Raw genomic sequence first — 23,462 nt, forward strand, 5'->3', positions numbered from 1 at the left:
AGCAATCACATGAAACAGATCCTTCTCGGCACCGCCGTTCTGGCCTTCAGCGCCGGCATGGCGCTCGCGCAGGATGTCGTCCGCATGGGCACAGAGGGCGCCTACCCTCCGTATAACTTCATCAATGACGACGGCGAGGTCGACGGCTTCGAGCGCGATCTCGGCGACGAGCTTTGCGCGCGCGCCGAACTGACCTGCGAATGGGTCACCAACGAGTGGGATTCGATCATCCCCAACCTGGTCTCGGGCAACTACGACACGATCATCGCCGGCATGTCGATCAATGACGAGCGCGAGGAGGTGATCGACTTCACCCAGGATTACATCCCGCCCGCGACCTCCTCCTATGTGGCGCTGAGCGAGGACGCGCCGCTCGACGGTGTCGTCGCCGCGCAGACCTCGACCCTGCAATCGGGCTATATCTCGGAATCCGGCGCCACCCTTCTGGAATTCGCCACCGCCGACGAGATTGTCGCGGCGCTGCGCAACGGCGAGGCCGACGCGGTGTTCTTCGACACCGATTACCTGACGCCGATTGTCGAGGAATCCGCCGGCGAGCTGATCTTCGTGGGCGAGCCGGTGGTGCTGGGCCGCGGCACCGGCATGGGTATCCGCGAGAGCGATACCGAACTCAAGGACACGTTCGACGCAGCCATCACCTCAATGAAGGAAGACGGCTCGCTGAACGAACTGCTCATCGAGTGGTTCGGCGAAGACACCGATCTCTACGAATGATGTGAGACAGCGGCGGCGGGCGCCCTGCCCCGCCGCCGCGGATCGCGCCCATGTTCGCCTTCTGCACCGACCCCTCGGTCCTTTCGACCCCGGCCTGGTTTGCCTGCTACTTTACCACGGGCAAGCTGATGCTGTTCTATGGTTCCTTCGGGACGGTGCTGCTGCTGCTGGCGATCACCGCACCGGTGGCGCTGGCCTTCGGCTTTGCCGGCGCCTCGGCAGCGCGGGCACGCTTCGCGCCGCTGAGCTGGCTCGGCAAGATCTATATCGCCATGGTGCGCGGCGTGCCGGATATCGTCTTCTTCCTGTTCTTCGTGATCGCGCTGGATCAGGGGCTGGAATATCTGCGGCATAAGATAAAGTGCCCCGACTGGGATCAGCCGATCCGGCAGGGCTCTGATTTCATCGTCTGTCAGGCGGCCAAGCTGCCGCTGTCGACCGCGCCGCAGATCTGGCACGAGATCTACGGCTTCTCGCTGGCGGTGCTGACCTTTGCCATCGTCTTCGGCGCCTTTGCCGCCAATGTGCTTTTCGGTGCCATGCGCGCGGTGCCGCATGCGCAGCTGGAAACCGCCGAAGCCTATGGCATGACCCATCGCCAGACCTTCTGGCGCATCCTCATCCCGCAGATGTGGGTCTATGCGCTGCCAGGCCTTTCGAACCTGTGGATGGTGCTGGTCAAGGCGACGCCGCTGCTCTTCCTGCTCGGCGTCGAGGATATCGTCTACTGGGCGCGCGAGCTGGGCGGCGCCAAGACCGCTCGTTTCAGCGATTACCCGCATGCGGACTGGCGGGTGTGGTATTTCCTCGGGCTTCTGGTCTTCTACCTCGCCTTCACCCGGTTGTCCGAGATCGCGCTCGCCCGGATCATGAAGAAACTCACCCACGGTCAGGCGACCATGGGCGGCGAAGCCCAGAGGAAGGCGGCATGATCCGGCATCGCCCCACCGCCCCGGACCTGATCCGGGGCCTCAGCGGCGGCCAGGAGGCCCCGGGTCGAGCCCGGGGCGGGAGGCGCACATGAGCTGCTGGGACGTGGTGGCCGATTACGGGCTGCGCTCGCTGGGCATCGGCGAGCGGCTTCTGCCGCGCGACGATTTCACCATCTGCAAACAGGTGGTGCTGATCGGCTCGGGGATGATATGGAACGTCTATTTCGGCGTGCTGGCACTGATCTCGGGCTTTTTCCTCGCCACGGCGGTGGCGGTGGGCAAAGCCTCGAAAAGCCGCTGGCTGCGCAAGCCAAGCGAATGGTTCATCTTCATATTTCGTGGCTCGCCACTCTTTATCCAGTTCTTCTTTGCCTATTTCCTGTTTCTCAGCCTGAAATCGCTCTCTCCGATCTTCGACCCGTTCTCCTCGGCCTGGCTGGGGGCGCTGGTGGTGCTGTTCCTCAACACCGCCGCCTATTCCGGCGAGATCTTCTACGGCGCGCTGCTCTCGGTGCCCAAGGGCGATGTCGAGGCCGCCGATGCCTACGGTTTCTCCGGCTGGCCGCGCTTTCGCAAGATCGTCTGGCCGACCATGCTGCGGCTGGCCTGGCCCGCCTATACCAACGAGGCGATCTTTCTGTTCCACGCCACCACGCTGGTGTTCTTCTCAGGCTTTCCCGCCTGGCAGCAGCGCGGCGACGCGCTCTATTACGCCAATTACTTCGCCGACAAGACCTTCAACCCCTTCGTCGCCTACCCGATCCTCGCGGGGTATTTCATCGTGCTGACGCTGCTCGTCATCGCACTGTTCGGCGCCATCAACCGCCGCCTCAACCGGCACCTGCCGCAGGCCCGGCAATCGCGGGTGCGCTACCGCCCCAATCTGATGCGCTGAGCCCGCCCTTTCATCTTTCCGCCAAATACTCCCCCGCCGGAGGCGTCCTGCCGCTTGCCAGCCGCGCGTGGCGCCGTTACGCTGGAATTTGATCAAATTCCCGACTGGTGACCCATGAACGACCCCAAAAGCTGGCTGCGCAAGAACCCGCAGGTCCGCACCATTCGCGCGGCGGCCTCCGACCTCAACGGACAACCGCGCGGCAAACGCGTGCCGGCGCGCTTTGCCGACAAGGTGGTCGAGGACGGCACGCGCTTTCCGCTCTCGGTGCTCAATCTCGACATCTGGGGCGAGGATATCGACGACAGCCCGCTGGTCTTCGAGACCGGCGACCGCGACGGCGTGCTCTGGCCGACCGAGCGCGGGTTCGTGCCGATGCCCTGGCTGGAGGCGCCCACCGCGCTGCTGCCGATCTGGATGTATCGCGAGGATGGCCGCCCCTTCGAGGGCGACCCGCGCCACGCGCTGGCCTCGGTGCTCAAGCGCTACCGCAAGAAGGGGCTGACGCCGGTGGTGGCGATCGAGCTCGAATTCTTCCTGATCGACGACAGCGGCAAATCGCTCCAGGTGCCGCTCTCGCCGCGGTCGCAGAAGCGGCGCAAGGCGGCGGAGGTGATGTCGATCCGGGCGCTGGACGCGTTCGACATCTTCTTCACCGATCTCTACGACGCCTGCGAGGATATGGACATCCCCGCCGACACTGCGATCTCGGAGGCGGGGCTGGGCCAGTTCGAGCTCAACCTGATGCACCAGCCCGACGCGCTGCATGCCGCCGACGATGCCTGGCTCTTCAAGATGCTGGTGCGCGGGCTGGCGCGGCGGCATGGCTTTGCCGCCTCCTTCATGGCGAAACCCTATGAGGATTACCCGGGCTCGGGCATGCATGTGCATTTCTCGGTGCTGGACGAGGATGGCAACAATATCTTCGACGATGGCGGCCCGAAGGGCACCGACACCATGCGCCACGCGGTGGCCGGGCTGATGGGGGCGATGCATGACAGCACGCTGATCTTTGCCCCGCATCTCAACAGCTACGACCGGCTGGTGCCCGAGAACCACGCGCCCTGCGGCATCTCCTGGGCCTATGAGAACCGCACCTCGGCGATCCGCATCCCCGGCGGCAGCCCCAAGGGACGGCGGATCGAGCACCGCGTCGCCGGCGGTGACGTGAACCCCTATCTGCTGCTGGCCACGCTGCTGGGCGCGGCGCTGATCGGCATCGAGGACGGGGCCGAGCCGCCGGCGCCGATCACCGGCAATGCCTATGCGCAGGATCTGCCGCTGATCCCGGGCAGCTGGGGCGCCGCCATGGACGCGTTTGAATCCAGCACGGTGATGCCGCGCATCCTGCCCGAGGGGCTGATCCGCAACCTGCTGCTGACCAAGCGGCAGGAGCTGCATTTCATGTCCGAACTCTCGCCCGCCGAACAGGTGGAAATCTATCTCGACACGGTCTGAGCCGGGCCTTGCCGCATGCGGGCGGCAGGGATAGGTTCGGGCCGACACAGCTATCGGTGCTTCATGAAAATCGGCATTCTGCAAACCGGCCTCGTGCCGGAGATCCTGGCGCAAGAGACCGGGCAATACCCCGCCATGTTCGAACGCCTGCTGGGCGGTCAGGGCTTCGACTTCCAGACCTGGTCGGTGGTCGAGGGGGCGTTTCCGCAAGGCCCCAGGGACGCGGATGGCTGGCTGATCACCGGCTCGCGCCACGGCGCCTATGAGGATCACCCCTGGATCGCGCCGCTGGAAACGCTGATCCGGGCGATCTACGACAGCGGCCGCCCGCTGGTCGGCGTCTGCTTCGGCCACCAGATCATCGCCCAGGCGCTTGGCGGCAAGGTCGAGAAATTCGACGGCGGCTGGACTGTGGGGCCGACGCTCTACCGCTATCCCGACGGGGTGAAGCTGGTGCAGGCCTGGCATCAGGATCAGGTGACCGAGCTGCCGCCCCGCGCCGAGGTTGTGGCCTCTGCCGAGCGCTGCAAATACGCCGCCCTGCTCTATCCGGGCCATGCCTATACGGTGCAGCCGCATCCCGAGTTCGACGCGGCGTTCGTGCAGGGGCTCATCGACCATCGCGGCCCGGGCGTGGTGCCGCAGGAGCAGCTCGACGCGGCGGCGGAGAAACTGCCGCTGCAACTCGACAGCCCAGATCTCGGCGCGCAGTTCGCGCGTTTTTTCAAGGAGGGCCGCATCGCATGAGCGACTGGACCGAACAGCTGCCCGAGGCCGCCGTCGCCTATCTGGAAAATCGCCGGCTGGACGAGGTGGAATGCATCGTCGCCGACCTGCCAGGCATCGCCCGGGGCAAGGCGGTGCCGGCGTCGAAATTCGCCCGCCAGGCCTATTTCCACCTGCCGGATTCGATCTTTTACCAGACCATCACAGGCGAATGGGGCGAGGCCGCCGGCGAAGAGGGATTCATCGAGCGCGACATGATCCTGAAGCCGGACATGTCCACCGCGAGCGCCGCGCCCTGGACCGGCGACTGGACGCTTCAGGTGATCCATGACGCTTTCGACCGCCATGGCGAGCCGATCCCCTACGCGCCGCGCAACGTGCTGAAGCGCGTGGTGAAGCTCTACGAGGAGCAGGGCTGGAAACCGGTGGTGGCGCCGGAGATGGAGTTTTTCATCGTCGCGCGCAATCTCGACCCGGCCAAGGATATCGAGCCGATGATGGGCCGCTCGGGCCGCCCGGCCGCCGCGCGCCAGGCCTATTCGATGACCGCCGTCGACGAGTTCGGCCCGGTGATCGACGATATCTACGATTTCGCCGAGGCGCAGGGCTTTGAGATCGACGGCATCACCCAGGAGGGCGGCGCCGGGCAGCTGGAGATCAACCTGCGCCACGGCGACCCGGTAAAGCTGGCCGACGAGGTGTTCTATTTCAAGCGGCTGATCCGCGAGGCGGCGCTGCGGCACGATTGCTTTGCCACCTTCATGGCGAAACCCATCGCAAACGAGCCCGGTTCGGCCATGCATATCCATCATTCGGTGATGGACACGGAGACCGGCAAGAACATCTTTTCCGGCCCACAGGGCGGCGAGACGGATGCGTTCTTCCACTTCATCGGGGGCTTGCAGACGCATCTGCCGGCGGCGGTGGCGGTGATGGCGCCTTATGTGAACTCCTACCGCCGCTATGTGCGCGACCATGCGGCGCCGATCAATCTGGAATGGGGGCGCGACAACCGCACCACCGGCATCCGCATCCCGCTCTCGGGGCCGGACAGCCGCCGGGTGGAGAACCGGCTGGCGGGGATGGATTGCAACCCCTATCTCGGCATCGCCGCCTCGCTGGCCTGCGGCTATCTCGGGCTGATGGAGGAGCGGCGCCCGTCGAAACAGTTCCGCGGCGATGCCTATGAGGGCGAGGGGGACATTCCCCGCGTGCTGGGCTCGGCGCTGGATCTCTGGGACGAGGCCGACGCGCTGCACGGCGTGCTGGGGCCGGAGTTTGCGCGGGTCTATTCGATCGTGAAACGGGCGGAATACGAGGAGTTCCTGGCGGTGATCTCGCCCTGGGAGCGCGAGCACCTGCTGCTGAACGTCTGATCTCGCGGAGCGCTTACGCGCGCAGGATGTCTCGGCGCCCAGAAGGCGCCTCGGAGCGGGTGGCGCGCTGACGCCTCTCTGAGAGCGCACGCGCGTGTGGTACGGCTGCGGGTGAGTATTTGAAGAAAGATGAAGGGGCTGGCTGTGGACCTGCTGTTTTCCAACGACCGGCGCGGGCAGTATCCCCAGAGCTGGTATGCGGCAACCGCCGACGATCTGCCCGCGTTTCCGGCGCTGGAGGGGGAGCAGCGGGCGGATGTCTGTATCGTGGGCGCGGGCTTCACCGGGCTTTCGGCGGCGCTGCACATGGCGGAGGCCCGGCTCGACGTGGTGCTGCTGGAGGCGCATCGGGTGGGCTTTGGCGCCTCGGGGCGCAATGGCGGGCAGCTCGGGTCCGGGCAGCGGCAGGATCAGGTGACGCTGGAACAGATGGTCGGGCGCGACGATGCACGCCATCTCTGGGCGCTCGGCGAGGAGGCCAAGGATCTGGTGCGCGCCCTGATCGCGCGGCACGGGATCGACTGCCATTATCGCGACGGCGTCGCCTGGTGCGGCTCGCGCCCGGGCGAGGTGGCGCATCTGCACGAGTATGCCGCGCATATGGGCCGGCATTACGGCTATGAGATAGAGGCACTGGATGCGGAGGCATTTCACGCGCTCTGTCCCTCGCCCGATTACCGGGGCGGCGTGCTGGATATGGGCGCGGGCCATCTGCACCCGCTGCGCTTTTCGCAAGGATTGGCGCGGGCGGCGGCGGGGGCCGGGGCGCGGATCTTTGAGCGCAGCCTTGTCACCGATGTGCAGGAGGGCGCGGAGTGCCTCGTGCAATGCGAACACGGCACGGTGCGGGCGGCGCAGGTGATCTATGCGGGCAACGGCTATCTCGGGCGCTTGCAACCGCAGGTGGCGCAGCGGGTGATGCCGATCAACAATTTCATCGTAGCCACTGAGCCGCTGGGGGCGCGCGCCGGGGAAGTGCTGACCCGCGATGTGGCAGTGGCGGATTCGCGCCATGTGGTGAACTACTTCCGGCTCAGCCATGACGGGCGGCTGCTCTTCGGCGGCGGCGAGAGCTATGGTTACCGCTTTCCGAAAGACATCGTCGCAAAGGTGCGCAAGCCGATGCTGGAGATCTTTCCGCATCTAGGGGATGTGCGCATCGACTATGCCTGGGGCGGCACGCTGGGCATCACCATGAAGCGGCTGCCCTATCTGGCGCGGCTGGCGCCGAACGTGCTGAGCGCCTCGGGCTATTCCGGCCACGGGGTCGGCACCGCGGTGCATGCCGGGCGGCTGCTGGCCGAGGCGGTGCGTGGGCAATCGGCAGGGTTCGACGCCATGGCCGCCCTGCCCGTGCCGCCCTTTCCGGGTGGCACCGCGCTGCGCACGCCGCTGCTGACGCTCGCCATGACCTGGTACGCGCTGCGCGACCGGATCGGCCTCTGACACTGTCGTAACCTTGCGTCACATGCGCCGAAACCGTCCCGCCCCCGGGGCGGTTTTCACTTGGCTGTCACAGAGCCGGTGTTTAAGCTTTCACAAAGCCAATATTCGGGATTTTGAAAGATGAGCGCTCTTCCGAACATGCATCACGCCGAACCGATCCCCGAAGAGGCGCGCGCCGAGATCGAGCGCCTGCTGCAATCGGGCGATCTCTTTCGCTATACCGCGCCGGAAGATGCGCCCGTAGCGCTGCTCGAACGGGAATTCGCGGCGCTGATGGGCAGCAAATATGCGCTTGCCGTGTCGAGCTGCTCGGCGGCGCTGTTCCTGTCGCTGAAGGCGCTGGGGCTGCCGCGGGATGCCAAGGTGCTGCTGCCGGGCTTTACCTTTGCCGCCGTGCCCTCTTCGGTGGTGCATGCGGATTGCGTGCCGGTGCTTTGCGAGGTCGGCGAGAATTACCGCGTCGACCTGGCGGATTTCGAAGCCAAGCTCGAGGGCGTCTCGGCGGTGATCATCTCCCATATGCGCGGCCACACCTCGGATATGGATGCGATCATGTCGCTCTGCGATGCGCGCGGCCTGCCGGTGATCGAGGACGCGGCGCACAGCCTCGGCACGGTCTGGGGCGGGCGCAAGATCGGCACCATCGGCAAGATCGGCTGTTTCTCCTTCCAGAGCTACAAGCTGGTGAATGCCGGCGAAGGTGGCATCCTGGTCACCGACGATGCCGATGTGGTGGCGCGCGCGGTGATCCTCTCGGGCGCATACGAGCATAACTGGAAGAAGCACATGGCGCGCGGCGACAACCGCGCCGATCTGGAAGAGGCCTTTGCCCGCTGGCAGAACCGGCTGCCGCTCTACAATCTGCGCATGTCGAACCTGTCGGCGGCGGTGATCCGTCCGCAGTTGCCGCAGATCGAGCGCCGGGTCGTGGACGGGCGGCGCAACCACGATTTTGTCGCCGAGCGGATCAATCTCAGCCCCTGGATCGAGGTGCCGGAAAAGCTCGGCCCCGAAGAGCGTGCACCGGATTCGCTGCAATTCAACCTCGTGGGCATGACGCGCGACGAGATGCGCGCCTTTGCCGATACCGCCGAGGAGATGGGGGTTAAGGTGCAGGTCTTTGGCCTTTCGACCGACAATGCCCGCGCCTTCTGGAACTGGCAGTTCATGGGCGAGATCCCCGAGCTGCCGCGCACCCGCGCCATGCTGGAGCGTGCCTGCGATACGCGCCTGCCCGCACGTCTCACTCTGGAGGACTGCGCCGGGGTGGCCGATGTGCTGGTCTCCGCCGCCGAGGCGGTGATGGGCGAGACCCGCGCCTACGGCACCTGAGCAGATGCCGGGAGGGGCGGATACCCCGCCCTCCCCCGCTTACTTGTCCATCTTCGACAGCTTGGCCTGAAGCTCGGCGAGTTGCTTCTTTATGGCGTCGAGATCTTCCTCTTCGGCCTCTCCACCTTCGGGGCCGGACCACTGGTTGCCCATGCCGCCGGTCATCGCCTTGAGAAAGGCCTCCTGCTGCGCCTGCATGGCCTCGAGCCCGGGGATCTTTGGCATCATCGGGTTCATGTGGCTCACGCTTTCGGCCCATTTCGACTGGCTGTCGCGGAAGGCCTCGAAACTGGCGGCGAGGAACTGCGGCACCACCGAGGTCGCCTGGGTGGTGTAGCTGCGCACGAGATCGGTCAGCACATTGATCGGCAGCACCGACTCGCCCCGGCTTTCATGCTCCGCCACGATCTGGAGCAGGTATTGCCGGGTCAGATCGTCGCCGGATTTCAGATCCACGATCTGCACGTCGCGCCCGTCGCGGATAAAGCCCGCGATATCCTCCAGCGTGACGTAATCGCTCGTCTCGGTGTTGTAGAGACGACGGCTTGCATAGCGCTTGATCAACAACGGTTTTTCTTTGTCGGCCACGTGTCGCCCTCCCTGGGATGCAGCGTTGCAGAAAAGCCTATGCGAGCGCAGAAAAAAAGAAAAGCCTTGCGTTGAAGGATTTGAACCGCACGGTTCAACGGTCTGGCGACTGGCATCGCACTGCCAGAGAGCGCGTTTGGAGTGTCGCGGCGATGCGCGCTGGATGGTTGGCGCATATTCCGCTTGACCACGCATATCGATCCGGATCATGGCTTAGAGCATGTTCGGGACTCAAACCTTCTTTGATCGACGCCGACGCCGCGCAATCAAGCTGCGGCTCTTTGGGCTGCGCGTCGATCAGCGTCCTGTCGCGTCGTAGCCAGCTCACCGCACGACCACCGCCGACGCCCCGTCGACCCGCGTTCCAGACCCCCGCAGCCCCCGGCTTCGGGGGTTTTCTTTTATCCGCAATACGGAAGGACACATCATGAGCATTCGCGTTGGCATTGTCGGCATCAGCGGTTTCGGCGGCGGCGAAGCCTTGCGCCTGATCGCAAGCCACCCTTCATTCGAGCTGGTTTACGCCGCTGGTGAGAGCAGCGCCGGCAGCCGGCTGGTGGAGCGCTTCCCTGGGGTTCCGCACAAGCTTGCCGGGCTGGTGATCGAGGCGTGGAACCCCGACGCCCTGCCCCCGATGGACATTCTGTTTGCCTCGCTGCCCACCGGGGCCTCTGCCGAGGCATTGGCGCGTATCCCCGAGGGGGTGAAGATCGTCGATATCGGCGGCGACCACCGCTATGCCGATGGCTGGGTCTATGGGCTGGCCGACGTCTGGCCCGACCGGATCAGGGGCAAGAGCCGCATCGCGAACCCCGGCTGCTTCCCGGCGGCGACGCTGAACACGCTGGCACCGCTTCTGGCCAACGGTCTGATCGAGCCGGGAAATATCGTGATCGACGCCAAAACCGGCATCTCCGGCGCCGGGCGCGGCGGCGGTGACAGCCGGTTCGGCTATGCCGAAAGCAATGAGAACCTGCAACCTTACGGTCTGCTCCAGCACGTCCACATGCCCGAGATGGCCACGACCATCGAACAGCTAAGCGGAGGCAGCGCCGAAGGGCTGATCTTCACGCCGCATCTGGTGCCGATGACCCGGGGCGTGCTCGTCACCATCTATGGGCGAGGCAAGGCCACCACGGAACAGTGCCTCAATGCGGCACGGGATTACTATGCAGACCGGCCCTTTATGCGCGTCACCGACAGGCCGCCGCAGACCAAATGGGCGACCGGCTCGAACCTTTGCTTTGTCAGCTACGCCGCCGATCCGGCGCGCGATCTGGTGATTGCGATGGGCGTGGTCGACAATCTCGGAAAGGGCGCGGCGGGGCACGCGGTGCAGAATGCCAACCTGATCTGCGGCCTGCCCGAAACCGCCGGCCTGGACAGCGCCCCCGTCTGGCCATGAAGCAAGCCGCCATTGCGAACGGAAAAGGGCGGGCCAATTGGCCCGCCCCCAGAAAAATCCGTACCCTTTTGGCGGCGCTCAGCCAGCGGAGGTGCCCTCTTTCTTCTGATCGGCGTAGATCATCAGCGGCTTGGCGTCGGAGGTCACCGCCTCTTCGTTCACCACCACCTCGGTCACGTCGTCCATGCCCGGCAGCTCGAACATGGTGTCGAGCAGGATGCCTTCGAGGATCGAGCGCAGGCCGCGTGCGCCGGTCTTGCGTTCGATGGCCTTCTTGGCGATGGCCGAAAGCGCATCGTCGGTGAAGGTCAGCTGCGTGTCCTCCATCTCGAACAGGCGCTGATACTGCTTGATGAGGGCGTTCTTGGGCTGGGTCAGGATGGTGACCAGCGCGTCCTCGTCGAGATCCTCCAGCGTCGCGATCACCGGCAGACGGCCGACGAATTCCGGGATCAGGCCGAATTTCAGCAGATCCTCGGGCTCAAGATCCTTGAACACCTCGCCCACGCCGCGCTCTTCGGGGTCGCGCACATCGGCACCGAAGCCCATGGCCGAGCCCTTGCCACGCTGCGCGATGATCCGGTCGAGACCGGCAAATGCGCCGCCGCAGATGAAGAGGATGTTGGTCGTGTCCACCTGCAGGAATTCCTGCTGCGGATGCTTGCGCCCGCCCTGCGGCGGCACGCTCGCAACCGTGCCCTCCATCAGCTTGAGCAGCGCCTGCTGCACGCCCTCGCCCGAGACGTCGCGGGTGATCGAGGGGTTTTCCGACTTGCGGGTGATCTTGTCGACCTCGTCGATATAAACGATGCCGCGCTGCGCGCGCTCGACATTGTACTCGGAGGCCTGAAGCAGCTTGAGGATGATGTTCTCCACATCCTCGCCCACATAGCCGGCCTCGGTCAGCGTGGTGGCGTCAGCCATGGTGAAGGGCACATCGAGGATGCGCGCCAGCGTCTGCGCCAGCAGCGTCTTGCCGCAGCCGGTCGGGCCGATCAGCAGGATATTCGACTTCGCCAGCTCGATATCCGCGGATTTCTGCGAGTGGTTCAGACGCTTGTAATGGTTGTGCACCGCGACCGAGAGCACGCGCTTGGCCATCATCTGGCCGATCACGTAATCGTCGAGCACTTCGCAGATCTCGCGCGGGCTGGGCACCCCCTCGGAGGACTTCAGGCCCGCGCCCTTGGTCTCCTCGCGGATGATGTCCATGCAGAGCTCGACACATTCGTCGCAGATGAAGACGGTCGGCCCCGCGATCAGCTTGCGAACCTCATGCTGGCTCTTGCCGCAGAAGCTGCAATAAAGGGTGTTCTTGCTGTCGCCGCCGGAATTCGTCGCCATATCGCACCTTTCGGGGCCTGTTCTCCGCGTTGGCTGTGCCAGACTGCCAGCCAAAGGCCCATCAACTTCGCCAATTCTGCAAAGCTTAGGCTACAGCCCTGCGCTCTACAATCCGAAAAACGCCCCGCCGCCCCCGGACGGCGGGGCGAAAGATCACGATTTGGCCTCTTCCGCGGCGCCGCGGCTGTCGACGATATCGTCGATGAGGCCCCATGCCTTGGCATCCTCGGGCGCCATGAAGTTGTCGCGCTCCAGTGCCGCCTCGACATTTTCCAGCGTCTGGCCGGTATGTTTCACGTAAATTTCATTGAGGCGTCGCTTTAGCTTCAGCGTTTCCTCGGCATGAATCATGATGTCGGTCGCCTGGCCCTGATAGCCGCCGGAGGGCTGGTGGACCATGATGCGGCTGTTGGGCAGCGAGAAGCGCATGCCGGCCTCGCCCGCCGTCAGCAGCAGCGAGCCCATGGAGGCCGCCTGGCCGATCACCAGGGTCGAGACCTTGGGCCGGATGTACTGCATGGTGTCGTAGATCGACAGGCCGGAGGTGACGACACCGCCGGGGCTGTTGATATACATCGAGATTTCCTTGGACGGATTCTCCGCCTCCAGGTGCAGAAGCTGCGCCACGATGAGGCTCGACATGCCGTCATGCACAGGGCCCGAGACAAAGATGATCCGCTCCTTCAGCAGGCGCGAAAAGATGTCATAGGCCCGCTCGCCGCGGCTGGTCTGTTCGACCACCATGGGCACGAGGGTGTTCATGTATGTTTCGTAAGGGTCTTTCATATCCGCCTGCCTGCTGTTGTCCTGATTGGCCTATCCCGTCAGTCTTACCGGATTCTTAGTATCCGCCCCGGAGGGCCGCAAGGGCTCGTCGCGGAAATGGCATCGCGCGTTCAGCTTCCGCCCCAGTCCTGCGGGGCGGCGCAGGCGTGATGCGCGCATTCCATTTCCAGCACCACATGGGCGATTCCAAAGCGCGCTTTCATGCGCTCCTTTACCGCGGCCTTGATCGTGTCGGCCTGTCCCCAGGCGCCTTCGCGCACCACCAGATGCGCCTGAAGCGCCGCGTTGCGCTCGTCGATCTGCCAAAGATGCGCCTTGTGCAGACCGTCCACGCCCTCGATCTGCGCCGCCTCTTCCAGCACCTCGCGCGGGGCGAGCTGCGGCGGGCTGCCGAGCATCAGAATGTGAATCACGCCGCCGATCTCGGCAAAGGCCATCCACAGGATGTAGCCGGCGATCAGCAGCGTCACCAGCGGGTCGACCCAGGTCCAGCCGAAGAGCAGAATCAGCGTGCCCGCGACGATCACCGCGACCGAGCCCAGCGCATCGGAGACATTGTGCAGAAAAGCCGCGCGGATATTCACGCTGTCCTTCGCCATGCTCCAGGTCAGCAGCGCGGTGACCAGATCGACCGCCAGCGCCACCGCCGCGATGATCACCACCATCCAGCCGGACACCGGCTCGGGCGAAAGGAAGCGCAGGATCGCCTCCATCACCAGATAGAGCCCGATGACGATCAGGGTGGTATAATTGACCAGCGCCGCCACCACCTCGGCGCGGGCATAGCCGAAGGGCATGTCTGCGCTGGCCGGGCGGCGCGCGATGCGGCGCGCCACGGCGGCGATGATCAGCGAGATCGCGTCGGAGAAATTGTGCAGCGCGTCCGCGATCATCGCGAGGCTGCCGGAAAAGATGCCGCCCAGCACCTGCGCCACGGTCAGCGCCATATTGACCGCGATGGCGCCGATCAGCCGCGCGTCGCCGGCCTCGGGGCCGACATGATGATGATGGTGGTGGTGATCGTGGGGCATGAACGGAGGCTTTCAGGCGGAGGAGACCGGGCGGGCCGGCACCCTGCGCGGCCCCGGGGGCAGAGTGGCCCCCTCTGCGCCGAGGTGCAAGGCCCGCAGACCGGCGGCATCGCCCGACTGCCGCGCCGGGTCGCGATGCCCCTTCCCCGCTCACGGCGTCAGCGGATCGGGCCGCAGGATGCGCCCGTCGAGCGGGTTGCGACCGTACCAGGGGCGGCGGCCCCAGCTCTGCTCCAGCAAAACCTCCAAGCGTGGCCGCCAGTCGAACAGCCCGTCCTCCCCTGCCGGAGCCCAGTAAAGCGCGCCCTCGCGGCGGCAGGGATCGAGCAGAATGCCCGTCTTTACCGGCTGCCCCGGCACGGTCGCCACGACGGCGCTGTGTTCGACCGGCGCAATCGCGCGGGCGGGCGAAATGACAAGCTGCACCTCCAGCGTGCGGAAACGCTCCTGCCCCAGCCGCACCTCGAACCGTTCCGCCCAATCGCGGCAGAGCGCCGGGGTCTTGAAATCGAGCGCCACGCCGCGACGCTCCGCCAGCACCGAGAGCCTGCGCCCGTAATCCCGCGCCAGTTCGCGCGGATAGGCATAGGCGGTCACCGTGAGCTGCCGCGCCTCCTCCACATCGACGCCGGGGCCGAGCAGCAGCAGCGCGCGCGTGAGGTCCGCCCGCTCCGATGGCGGAGCGAGCGGCGGCGGTTTCGGCGCGGGCGGTGCGCAGGCGGCCAGCGCCAGCGCGGCCCACAGAAGACAGGAGAGCCGTGACATGCGCCGCAACCTGCCACGAATCGCGCCAAAAGAGCGTTAACGCGCGCGCTCAGCCGAACATGTCGGCGGTGATCCCCTCATACCAGCCGAGGCTTTCCTCATAGGTCGCCTTGCGCAGCGCCGCGTCCTCGCCGGTCTGGCTGACAAAGCTCGACACGCTGGCGATCTTTTCCTCGGTGGGCTCATAGGCGGCCCCCACCTTCACCCCGTCCTCCGGCGCGATGAGCGACCAGCAGGTGTTGGAGTATTTCGCCGGGAACACCCGCGATCCGGTCAGCGCGCCACGGATCGCCATTGCCGCCACCTTGGCCTGGGAATTGGCCGAAAAGCCCGATTTCGGCATATCGCCCTGCGCCGTGGCATCGCCCAGGATGTGGATATCGGGATCGAGCCGGCTGACCATGGAATGGCCGTCCACCGGCGCCCAGTTGCCCTCGGTAAGGCCCGCGGTGTCGCAGATATGGCCGGCCTTCTGCGCCGGGATCACATTGACCACATCGGCTTTCACCAGCTCGCCGTCGATATCGACCTCCATGCTGTCCGGATCGACGCGGACATTGCCGCCACCGAAATCCGGCCCCAGCCGTTCGATCATGCCGGAGTAATGCCGCCCCCATCCCTCCTCGAAAAGCGCCTGCTTGGAAAAGCCGGGCTTGGGGTCGGCGATGAGGATCTTGGCGCTGGGATTGGTCTGGCTGAGCACATGCGCCACCATCGAGATCCGCTCGTAAGGCCCCGGCGGGCAGCGATAGGGGTTGGGCGGGGCCACCATCACATAGGTGCCGCCCTCGGGCATCGCCTCGATCTGCGCCTTGAGGAGCGCAGTCTGCGTACCGGCCTTGTAGGCATGCGGCATGACGTCCTGCGCGCTCAGATCCCAGCCTGGCACCGCGCCCTCGACAAAATCGATGCCGGGGCTCAGCACCAGCCTGTCGTAAGGCAGGCTCACGCCGCCGGCGAGGCGCACGGTCCTGGCGTCGCGGTCGATGCCGGTGGCCCAGTCATGCACGACATTGATGCCGTACCCCGAGGCCAGCGTGGCGTAGCTATGCGCGATGCTGTCGAGCGTGCGGAAGCCGCCGATATAGAGGTTGGAGAAAAAGCAGGTGTAGTAGCTGCGCGTCGGCTCGACCAGCGTCACGTCGATTGCGCCGTCGCTGTCCTTGGCGAGATAGCGCGCGGCGGTGGCGCCTCCCGCGCCGCCGCCCACCACCACGACGCGCGGTCTGCCCTGCGCGCGGAGCATCGGCGCCGAGAGCGTTGCCGCCGCTGCCGCACCTGTGCCGATAAAGGCCCGTCTGTTCCATCTCATGTCCATTCCTCCCTAAGCTGGACAGGTTGCGAAACACGCGCATCCCGCCGCAGCGGTGCCGCCTTGGGCGGCGTCCGGTCTGGCGGGGGATGCGATGTCTTTGGAAAACAGGTGCATGGGCGGCACGGAACCCTGGGCGCGGAACAAAGCGAAGCCGCCTCTCACACATCGCAAGCGATGTGTTGCCGGCAGGCGTTTGCAAGCAAACGCCGAGAGGCGCGCCATCGTCGCGCCCGAGGCATGCGTCAGGCATGCCCCGTCCCGGCGGGCCGGCAATGGCGCGGCTTATCGTAGGGTGGGCAATTTGCCCACCGTTCTGGCACCCTAAAGACGAAAAGCGGGCGCCTTGGGGATGGCGCCGGGGGCGCGTTCCTCGGCATGGCCCTGCGGCAGCAGGCCGAAAGCGGCCGCAAGGGCGATCAGCCCGGCGAGCCAGAGGATTCTCGAACGAAAACTCATCACGAAATGCTCCGATACGGTGCCGCGCGGCAGGCGGCGAAAAATCAGGTCTGGCCCGAGCCCATAAAACCGGCCCGCGCCGGGAGCGCATAGCCCCCGCGCCATCCTGTGCCTGTCTCGTCATACGAAGCAATTGCGGAATTCCTGACCTCACCTATTCGAGTTTTTCAAAATACGCCGCCAGCGCCGCGATCTCCTCATCGGAGAGGCGTCCGGCCATCATCTGCATGACCGGGTGCGGACGGAGCTTGCGCTTGTAGGCGTGCATGGCGACGACAAAATCCTCCACCGGCCAGCGGGTGATCGAGGGGATGCCCGCGTCGGAGCCGTCCTGCCGGTGGCAGGTGAGGCATTCGGAGGCGAGATATTCGCCGTAATCCGCATCCCCGATGATGGCCAGAACCTCGGGCGGCAGATCCACCTCGCGCGGCAGCGCGGTGGGGGCGGCTTCGGGAATGTCGCGCGGGCTGGCGGTGAAGTCGCGCAGATAGGCGAGCACGTCGTGGCGGTCCTGCGCGTCCTTGAGGCCGCGAAAGGACATCCGCGTGCCCGAAACCAGAGCCCGGGGGTTTTCGAGATAGGCGTCGAGCCGGGCGTAATCCCAGACCAGGCCATCGGCAAAGGCGCGGTTCATGCCCTTGGAATAGGGAAACGCCTCAAGCGCGCCGGCGCGGCGTCCGAAGATCTCGTTAAGATGAGGCCCGATGCGATGTCTCGCACCGGGCCCGATCTCGTGGCATCCACTGCATTGGCCGAAGATCTCCGCGCCGCGCGCGGCATCCCCGAGGCGCTCCGCCTCTTCTTCGGCAGGCGCCGCCCCTGGCGGGGCGAGCGCGAGGCACAATGCGAGACACCAGCGTTTCATGGCATCACTGGAAGCTCCGGAGATATTCCACAACGGCGTCGATATCCTCGGGCTTCTTGAGCCCGGCAAAGGCCATCTTGGTGCCTTTCACATAGCCGCGCGGATCGGCGAGATAGGCGTGCAGCGTTTCGCTGTCCCAGGTGCCGCCATGCTCGGCCATCGACTTGGAATATTTGAAATCGTCAATTGCGGCGACCGGACGGCCCACGACACCGTTGAGCACCGGACCGGTGCGGTTCTTGGCACCGTCGCCGACCTGGTGGCAGGCCTTGCATTTTCGGAAGACCTTTTCGCCCTCGGCGGCCAGCGCCTCGTCGATGGGCGCGGCGGCGGCCATCTCTTCGGCGGGGGCCTCCTCGGCCGCGGGCGCAGCCTCCTCGGCCACGGCGGCAACCTCGGTCGTGGTCTCCTCAGCCGGCGCGGCGGCCTCTTCGCTGCCCTCTGCGCCGCCCTCGTCCGGGGTCACGTCGAGCACGGTCGCCCGCATGGTGATCTCGACACTCTCCTTGCAGTTCTCCATGCAGGGCTCGCTGCGCCATTGCGTATATTCGGTCTCGGCCCGGTCATCGACGATGAAGCCATCGGCATTGGGCATCTCGAACTCGGCGAAATTCTCGTTCGACAGCTCGAAATCGTCGTCCACCAGATCGTTGGAGTAGAGAATATAGGCCGTGATCGCATAGACCTCGTCCGGTGTCAGCGTCTGCGCGGCGCCGAACGGCATCGAGCGGTGAACGTAATCCCAGACGGTCGAGAGATAGGGCCAGTAAGAGCCCACGGTCTTCAGCGGATCGTCATGATCGAGCGTGCCGTCGCCGCCGGCAAGCTTCGGCCAGTTGCCGACGCCCTCGGCAAAGGAGCCGTGGCAGGAGGCGCAGTTTTCCTCGAACACACTCTCGCCGGTCCAGACATCGCCCGAGCCTTCGGGCAGGCCGGTGCCGTCGGGGCTCACATCCACGTTCCAGGCAGCGACCTCTTCGGGCAGGGCGGCGCGTCCGAGACCGAACTTGCCGTCGGCATCGGCGGTGGCGGCCTCGGCGGCACCCACCAGCAGGCCGGAGGAGGCCGGCTCGGGCGCCGGAAGCGCGGCCATGGTGGGCGGGTTCTCGGGGAACCCGGCGATATTGCGGTCGGCGAAATTCACCGACGCGGTCAGCAGCAGCACGATGCCGACCGCCGTCCCGGCGTAGAGATTAAGAGACTTCGACATTTTCGGCCTCCCCGTTCGGTTTGACCCACCAGGTCTGGATGCAGTTGTTGTGATAGATCGAGTTCAGCCCCCGGACCTCGCGCAGCTGCGCCTTGGTCGGCTGGACATAGCCCGTCTCGTCCATGGCGCGCGATTGCAGGAACATCTCCTCGCCGTTCCATTCGGTGTCGAGATAGAAGCGGACCATCGCCTTGTCGCCGGCATCGGTGGCCAGACGCGCGGTTTCCCAGGTCTTGCCGCCATCCTTGGAGACATCGACACGGGCGATCTTGCCGTGGCCGGTCCAGGCGATGCCGGTGATCACCAGCGGGCCGGGGCCGTGCTTGATCGGCATCTGCGGGCTGGGAGAGGTCACCACGGATTTCGCATCCATGACCCAGGTCCATTTGCGCGAGGTGCCGTCGGCCAGCGTGTCGGTATATTTGGAGGTCTCCTCGCGGCTCTCGACGGGGCCATCGGTGATCTCCATCCGGCGGATCCACTTGATCCACATATTGCCTTCCCAGCCGGGAACGACCAGACGCGCCGGATAGCCGTGCTCCTTGCGCAGCGCCTCGCCATTGGCCTTGATCGCCACGAGGCAATCGTCGAGCGCCTTTTCCAGCGGGATCGAGCGACCGTTCGACGAGGCATCGGCCCCCTCGACATAAAGCCACTTGCCCTCGACCTCGCCGTTCCAACCCGCCTCGTTCAGCAGCGTGCGGACCGGGATGCCCGAATATTCCATATTGTGGATCATGCCGTGGGTGAACTGCGCGCCGTTGAGCTGCGCGCCGGCCCATTCCATGCCTGTATTCGCCGCGCATTCGCAGAAATAGACGTGGTTCTCGCGCGGGAAGCGCTCCAGATCCTCGTAGCTGAAGACCATCGGCGTATCGACCAGCCCGTTGATCATCAGGCGGTAGTCTTCCTTCTTCAGCTCGATCGCGCCCGAATGGTGCCGCTCGAAGGCGCAGCCGGTGGGGGTGATCGTGCCGTCGAGCGCGTGGATCGGGGTGAAGTTGATCGACGAGATCGTGTCGGCGGTGAGCCATTCCACATTGCGGCGGATCACGTCGTCTTCGTATTTGATCGGCAGGCCATAGGGCGTGGCATCGACGCCGTCGCCAAAGCTGCTGGCCCAGTCCTGTACCTCGGTGATCAGCGGATCGGGCTCTGCCGCGCGGGCCACGGTCGCGGCCACGGTGCCGGCGCCAACCGCCGCGGCGCCGGTCAGGAACTGACGGCGCGAGGCGGACATGCCTTTCTTTTCAGTCGTCATGGTTTGTCTCCTCTCGATGCGCAGCGGGCTCAGGCGCCCACCACCTCGACACTCGTGTTGGGCGCCACGGTGACGGTGCCCATTTTCCTGATGTGGCTTTCCACCACATCCCAGATCTGCGGACCCTCGGTGCCCTCGTTCACGGAAGCCCAGCCGGCCACCACATAGGATTTCGCCGGGTCGATGGCCTCGCCGGTCTTGAGCAGCGTCATGTCCGAGATGCGCTCACCCTGCGGTTTGGTGATGTCGATCCGGTAGCCCATGCCGCCGATGCGGACCATGTCCCCGCCCTGCTGGTAATAGGGATCGGGGTTGAAGATATTGTCGGCCACGTCCTCCAGGATCACCTTGATGAACTCCCCTGTCATCTCGGAGCGGTAGGCCTCGCCATAGCTCATCGAGGTGACGTTCCAGATATCCTCGCGGGTGATCGGATCGCCGGGCAGCAGCGACGGGCCCCAGCGCACGCCGGGCGACATGGCGATATCGGCCTCGCGCTCGGAGATGAGCGCGTCGCAGATCAGATCGTCCCAGGAGCCGTTGAAATTGCCCCGGCGGTAGAGCAGATCGTCGGTCTGGCCGATCACCTCTTCGAGCTCGGCTTTGAACGGCACGCGCTGCTCGTCGATGAGCGCGGCCATGTCCGGGTCGGGCGCGATCACGTCCGAGAAGATCGGGATCAGCTTGTGACGGAAGCCCATCATGCGGCCGTCGCGCACATCCAGATCGACGCGGCTGACGAACTTGCCGTTGGAGCCGGAGGCGATCAGGATCGTCTCGCCGACCAGCACCGGCTCGGGCAGCGCGTCATGGGTGTGGCCGGTCAGGATGACGTCGATGCCGGTGACGACGCTGGCCATCTTCTTGTCGACGTCAAACCCGTTATGGCTCAGGCAGACCACCAGCTCGGCCCCCTGTGCGCGCACCTCGTCGACCATCTCCTGCATATGCTCGTCGCGGATGCCGAAGCTGTATTCCGGGAACATCCAGCGCGGGTTGGCGATGGGCATATAGGGGAAGGCCTGGCCGATGACGGCGATCTTTACCCCGCCCCGCTCGAAGAACTGGTACGGCTTGAAAAGCTCGGCGGGCTCGTCCCACTCGGCATCGAAGATGTTCTGGCCGAGCGCGGCAAAGGGCAGCCCCTCGACCAGCTCCTGCACACGCTCCGAGCCCAGCGTGAACTCCCAGTGGAAGGTCATCGCGTCGGGCTTCAGCGCGTTCATGACATTGACCATGTCCTGACCTTCGGTCTTGAAGCAGGTCATCGAGCCGTGCCAGGTGTCGCCGCCGTCGAGCAGGATCGCATCGGGGCGGTCGGCGCGGATGGCGTTGACCACGGTGGCCACCCGGTCCATGCCGCCGACCTTGCCGTAGCCCTTCGCCAGCGAGGAAAAATCGTTATAGGTCAGCGCATAGGCCGAGGGCGAGCCGTCGTCGATGCCATAGAGCTTGCGGAAGTCGGCGCCGGTCACATGCGGCACCTCCCCCTTGTTTCCGCCGACCCCGATATTCACCTCCGGCTCGCGGAAATAGATCGGTTTGAGTTGCGCATGGATGTCGGTCACATGGATCAGCGAGACGTTGCCGAACGTGTCGAACTGCAACAACTGGTCCTGTGTCAGGCTCTGCTGCGCGGCGAGCCGCGCCCAGTTGCCGAACCCGCCGGCGCCCACAAGGGCCGAGGCCGCCATGGACACCTGAAGAAAATCGCGTCTGGAGATCATGGGAGGGATCTTTCTCTGACTATCTCTCAACACACATGCGCATGTGTGAATGGGTTAGATCGGGAAGACCCCGCGCGTGAAAACGCACGGGGCAAAAGGCTCAGTTGCGGACCGAGGGGCCTTCGACGTCGAGACCGTTGCCGCGCGAGGCGACATAAAGCTCGAGCGCCACGAATTCCGGCGAACCCGGGTTGAACGTCTCGGCGCGGGTGTCGCGGATGCAGCCCTTGAAGCGGCTGTGCATGCCGTTCAGCTTGGCGTTTTTCAGGCGGTAGGTCGGAAAGGCGTTGATCTGGCCCTGGGACAGATGGTCGGCCCGGATATAGTTGCCGTAGTTCTGCTCGTGGCAGTTGGCGCAGGACAGCTCCAGCAGCCCGTAACGGGTGTAGTAGATTTCCTTGCCCTTTTCCCAGGTCTCGGCGGCGGGGCCGTCGATGGCCACGTTCACCGGGGTGCCGCGCGACACCGAGGCCAGCAGCGCCTCCATGTTGATGGCGTCGCCGGAATCGTATTTCCACGCCTCGGCGCCCATGCGCTCGGTGCGGCAGGCGTTCATCTGCATTTGCAGGGTACGGACCTCGCCGGCCTCTTCGTTCCACCTAGGATAGACCGCGCGCACGCCGGCCATGCTCTCGGGCTCGTTGTGGCAGTCGGCGCAGGATTTGCCCTCGCTGCCCTCGGCGGTGTTCCAGGTGTCGGTGGCGACATCGACAAAGATCATGCCGGGATTGTCGAAATCGTCCATCTCCATGGCCTGGGTGTCGTCGTCGCGGAAATGCCAGCCCGACATGACCTCGTCGAGATGCCCGTCGAGATGCGGTGCGGCGGCGGCCTTGGTGGTGATTTCGATATCGCCGTTGATGACGAGCGTGTCGTCATCCGCCCCGCCCGCGACAAGCACCGGAGCGGTCAGGGCCAGCATGGCGGCAGCAGCCGTCAGCGTCTTGAAAATCATCTAGGTTCCCTCCCTGGAAAGCCCCGTCCCGCACCTCTGCGGGACAGGGCGATGTCGTGCTCAGCCGATCTCGATTTTTTTGCTGTCTTCGTAGACCGACCCGTCATCGTCGTACCAGGTGAACTTGAATTCACCGGCCTCGGGCACGGTGGCCTCGAATTCGAAATAGGGGTTGGTCGAGATCGCCGGCTCCATTGTCACGTCGATCACGCTCTCGCCGTTGAATTCACAGGTGAAGCGGTTGATGATCGAGCGCGGGATCGTGTTGCCGCTGCTGTCCTTGCGCTGGCCCGATTCCATCGGGTGGCTGATGAGCGTCTTGATGGTGATGGCCTCACCGGCCGATGCCGATTTCGGGACCTTGACGCGGGGTTTGACACCGTCTGCCATATTCTCTGTCTCCTGAAATTCTGGTTATGCCGATCAGCCGCCGCAGCCGCCGATGGTCACTTTCACGGTCTTGCTGGCGCGGGCAAAGGAGCCGTCGGCCAGTTTCGCGATGGCCACGACATCCTGCGTGCCGGCGAGCCGGATACGGGTCGAGGCGTATTGTGCGGCGGCCAGCGGGCCGAAGGTGAACTTGGCCACGCCCGGGGTCGGGTTGCCGGTGGCCAGCACGAGGATTTCCGAGGCGCCGTCGGCGCTCACCTCGATCGGCACGGTATTGCCGTTCTCGGCAATCTCCGGCGCGGTCAGGTCGAGCCCGGCATCGGCCATCTCGGCCCCGCCGGTGAACTCGGCGATCCATTCTTCCGTGGTGGCGGCATAGGCGCCTTTCGGCAGCATGGCGACCAGCGCGGCGGCACCGCCCACGGCAAGGGTTTCACGACGTGTGAATTCCATGTTTCCGTTTC

23 protein-coding genes are annotated in these 23,462 nt (G+C 65.2%); 9 read left to right on the plus strand and 14 right to left on the minus strand.

Going from position 1 to position 23,462, the window contains the following annotated elements:
• The first annotated feature begins 9 nt into the window (after positions 1–9).
• The 8 genes from I6N89_RS19165 (at position 10) to I6N89_RS19200 (ending at position 8,900) form a co-directional block, all read left to right on the plus strand.
• Positions 10–735, plus strand: a complete 726-nt coding sequence (locus I6N89_RS19165) for a transporter substrate-binding domain-containing protein (protein ID WP_207020113.1) — start codon at positions 10–12, stop codon at positions 733–735.
• A gap of 50 nt (positions 736–785) precedes the next feature.
• Positions 786–1,667 carry an ABC transporter permease gene (locus tag I6N89_RS19170; protein ID WP_207020114.1) on the plus strand — a complete coding sequence of 294 codons (882 nt, stop codon included), beginning with the start codon at positions 786–788 and terminating at the stop codon, positions 1,665–1,667.
• A gap of 88 nt (positions 1,668–1,755) precedes the next feature.
• The gene (locus I6N89_RS19175) at positions 1,756–2,562 is read left to right on the plus strand and encodes an ABC transporter permease (RefSeq protein ID WP_207020115.1); all 807 of its coding nucleotides are present in this window, start codon (positions 1,756–1,758) and stop codon (positions 2,560–2,562) included.
• Positions 2,563–2,676: 114 nt separating this feature from the next.
• Entirely contained in the window at positions 2,677–4,020 is a 1,344-nt protein-coding gene (locus tag I6N89_RS19180) for a glutamine synthetase family protein (protein WP_207020116.1), read from the plus strand.
• A 63-nt stretch (positions 4,021–4,083) separates the two neighbouring features.
• Complete coding sequence (locus I6N89_RS19185; protein ID WP_207020117.1) at positions 4,084–4,767, plus strand: type 1 glutamine amidotransferase; 684 nt, start codon at positions 4,084–4,086, stop codon at positions 4,765–4,767.
• Entirely contained in the window at positions 4,764–6,122 is a 1,359-nt protein-coding gene (locus tag I6N89_RS19190; RefSeq protein ID WP_207020118.1) for a glutamine synthetase family protein, read from the plus strand. The genes I6N89_RS19185 and I6N89_RS19190 overlap by 4 nt, the downstream gene beginning before the upstream one ends.
• A gap of 144 nt (positions 6,123–6,266) precedes the next feature.
• A complete protein-coding gene (locus I6N89_RS19195) occupies positions 6,267–7,568 on the plus strand; it encodes an NAD(P)/FAD-dependent oxidoreductase (RefSeq protein WP_207020146.1) in 1,302 nt (433 codons plus the stop codon).
• Positions 7,569–7,688: 120 nt separating this feature from the next.
• On the plus strand, positions 7,689–8,900 hold the full coding sequence (locus tag I6N89_RS19200; protein WP_207020119.1) for a DegT/DnrJ/EryC1/StrS family aminotransferase: 1,212 nt from the start codon (positions 7,689–7,691) through the stop codon (positions 8,898–8,900).
• Between the two features lie 39 nt (positions 8,901–8,939).
• On the opposite strand, the gene phaR is transcribed toward I6N89_RS19200, so the two are convergent.
• The gene (gene phaR / locus I6N89_RS19205; protein ID WP_207020120.1) at positions 8,940–9,488 is read right to left on the minus strand and encodes a polyhydroxyalkanoate synthesis repressor PhaR; all 549 of its coding nucleotides are present in this window, start codon (positions 9,486–9,488) and stop codon (positions 8,940–8,942) included.
• 427 nt (positions 9,489–9,915) lie between these two features.
• Between phaR and argC the strand changes: the two genes are divergently transcribed.
• On the plus strand, positions 9,916–10,893 hold the full coding sequence (argC, locus tag I6N89_RS19210) for an N-acetyl-gamma-glutamyl-phosphate reductase (RefSeq protein WP_207020121.1): 978 nt from the start codon (positions 9,916–9,918) through the stop codon (positions 10,891–10,893).
• 78 nt (positions 10,894–10,971) lie between these two features.
• Here the strand turns inward: argC and clpX are convergent, their stop codons facing one another.
• From clpX to soxY, 13 genes are all read right to left on the minus strand, one after another.
• On the minus strand, positions 10,972–12,237 hold the full coding sequence (clpX, locus tag I6N89_RS19215) for an ATP-dependent Clp protease ATP-binding subunit ClpX (protein WP_076696487.1): 1,266 nt from the start codon (positions 12,235–12,237) through the stop codon (positions 10,972–10,974).
• A gap of 153 nt (positions 12,238–12,390) precedes the next feature.
• Positions 12,391–13,023: an ATP-dependent Clp protease proteolytic subunit gene (locus I6N89_RS19220; RefSeq protein WP_076696489.1), complete on the minus strand. Its 633-nt coding sequence runs from the start codon at positions 13,021–13,023 to the stop codon at positions 12,391–12,393.
• A gap of 110 nt (positions 13,024–13,133) precedes the next feature.
• Positions 13,134–14,054 carry a cation diffusion facilitator family transporter gene (locus tag I6N89_RS19225; protein ID WP_207020122.1) on the minus strand — a complete coding sequence of 307 codons (921 nt, stop codon included), beginning with the start codon at positions 14,052–14,054 and terminating at the stop codon, positions 13,134–13,136.
• A gap of 150 nt (positions 14,055–14,204) precedes the next feature.
• Complete coding sequence (locus I6N89_RS19230; protein WP_207020123.1) at positions 14,205–14,819, minus strand: hypothetical protein; 615 nt, start codon at positions 14,817–14,819, stop codon at positions 14,205–14,207.
• Positions 14,820–14,868: 49 nt separating this feature from the next.
• On the minus strand, positions 14,869–16,131 hold the full coding sequence (locus tag I6N89_RS19235) for an NAD(P)/FAD-dependent oxidoreductase (RefSeq protein ID WP_207020124.1): 1,263 nt from the start codon (positions 16,129–16,131) through the stop codon (positions 14,869–14,871).
• A gap of 324 nt (positions 16,132–16,455) precedes the next feature.
• Entirely contained in the window at positions 16,456–16,590 is a 135-nt protein-coding gene (locus I6N89_RS25705) for a hypothetical protein (RefSeq protein WP_257787899.1), read from the minus strand.
• Between the two features lie 154 nt (positions 16,591–16,744).
• Positions 16,745–17,455, minus strand: coding sequence for a c-type cytochrome (locus tag I6N89_RS19240; protein WP_207020125.1), 711 nt, complete (start codon positions 17,453–17,455; stop codon positions 16,745–16,747).
• A 4-nt stretch (positions 17,456–17,459) separates the two neighbouring features.
• Entirely contained in the window at positions 17,460–18,665 is a 1,206-nt protein-coding gene (locus tag I6N89_RS19245) for a c-type cytochrome (RefSeq protein WP_207020126.1), read from the minus strand.
• Positions 18,649–19,926 (minus strand): sulfite dehydrogenase, encoded by a 1,278-nt coding sequence (gene soxC, locus I6N89_RS19250; protein ID WP_207020127.1) that lies wholly within the window; start codon positions 19,924–19,926, stop codon positions 18,649–18,651. Before soxC ends, I6N89_RS19245 begins: the two co-directional genes overlap by 17 nt.
• 29 nt (positions 19,927–19,955) lie before the next feature.
• Positions 19,956–21,653 carry a thiosulfohydrolase SoxB gene (gene soxB, locus I6N89_RS19255; protein ID WP_207020128.1) on the minus strand — a complete coding sequence of 566 codons (1,698 nt, stop codon included), beginning with the start codon at positions 21,651–21,653 and terminating at the stop codon, positions 19,956–19,958.
• A 100-nt stretch (positions 21,654–21,753) separates the two neighbouring features.
• Positions 21,754–22,608: a sulfur oxidation c-type cytochrome SoxA gene (soxA, locus tag I6N89_RS19260; protein WP_207020129.1), complete on the minus strand. Its 855-nt coding sequence runs from the start codon at positions 22,606–22,608 to the stop codon at positions 21,754–21,756.
• A gap of 60 nt (positions 22,609–22,668) precedes the next feature.
• On the minus strand, positions 22,669–22,998 hold the full coding sequence (soxZ, locus tag I6N89_RS19265) for a thiosulfate oxidation carrier complex protein SoxZ (protein WP_207020130.1): 330 nt from the start codon (positions 22,996–22,998) through the stop codon (positions 22,669–22,671).
• A 33-nt stretch (positions 22,999–23,031) separates the two neighbouring features.
• The gene (soxY, locus tag I6N89_RS19270; RefSeq protein ID WP_207020131.1) at positions 23,032–23,451 is read right to left on the minus strand and encodes a thiosulfate oxidation carrier protein SoxY; all 420 of its coding nucleotides are present in this window, start codon (positions 23,449–23,451) and stop codon (positions 23,032–23,034) included.
• Positions 23,452–23,462: the final 11 nt, after the last annotated feature.

The sequence above is a fragment of the Salipiger abyssi genome, from assembly GCF_017311415.1.
In the GTDB taxonomy this organism is placed as follows: Bacteria; Pseudomonadota; Alphaproteobacteria; order Rhodobacterales; family Rhodobacteraceae; genus Salipiger; species Salipiger abyssi_A.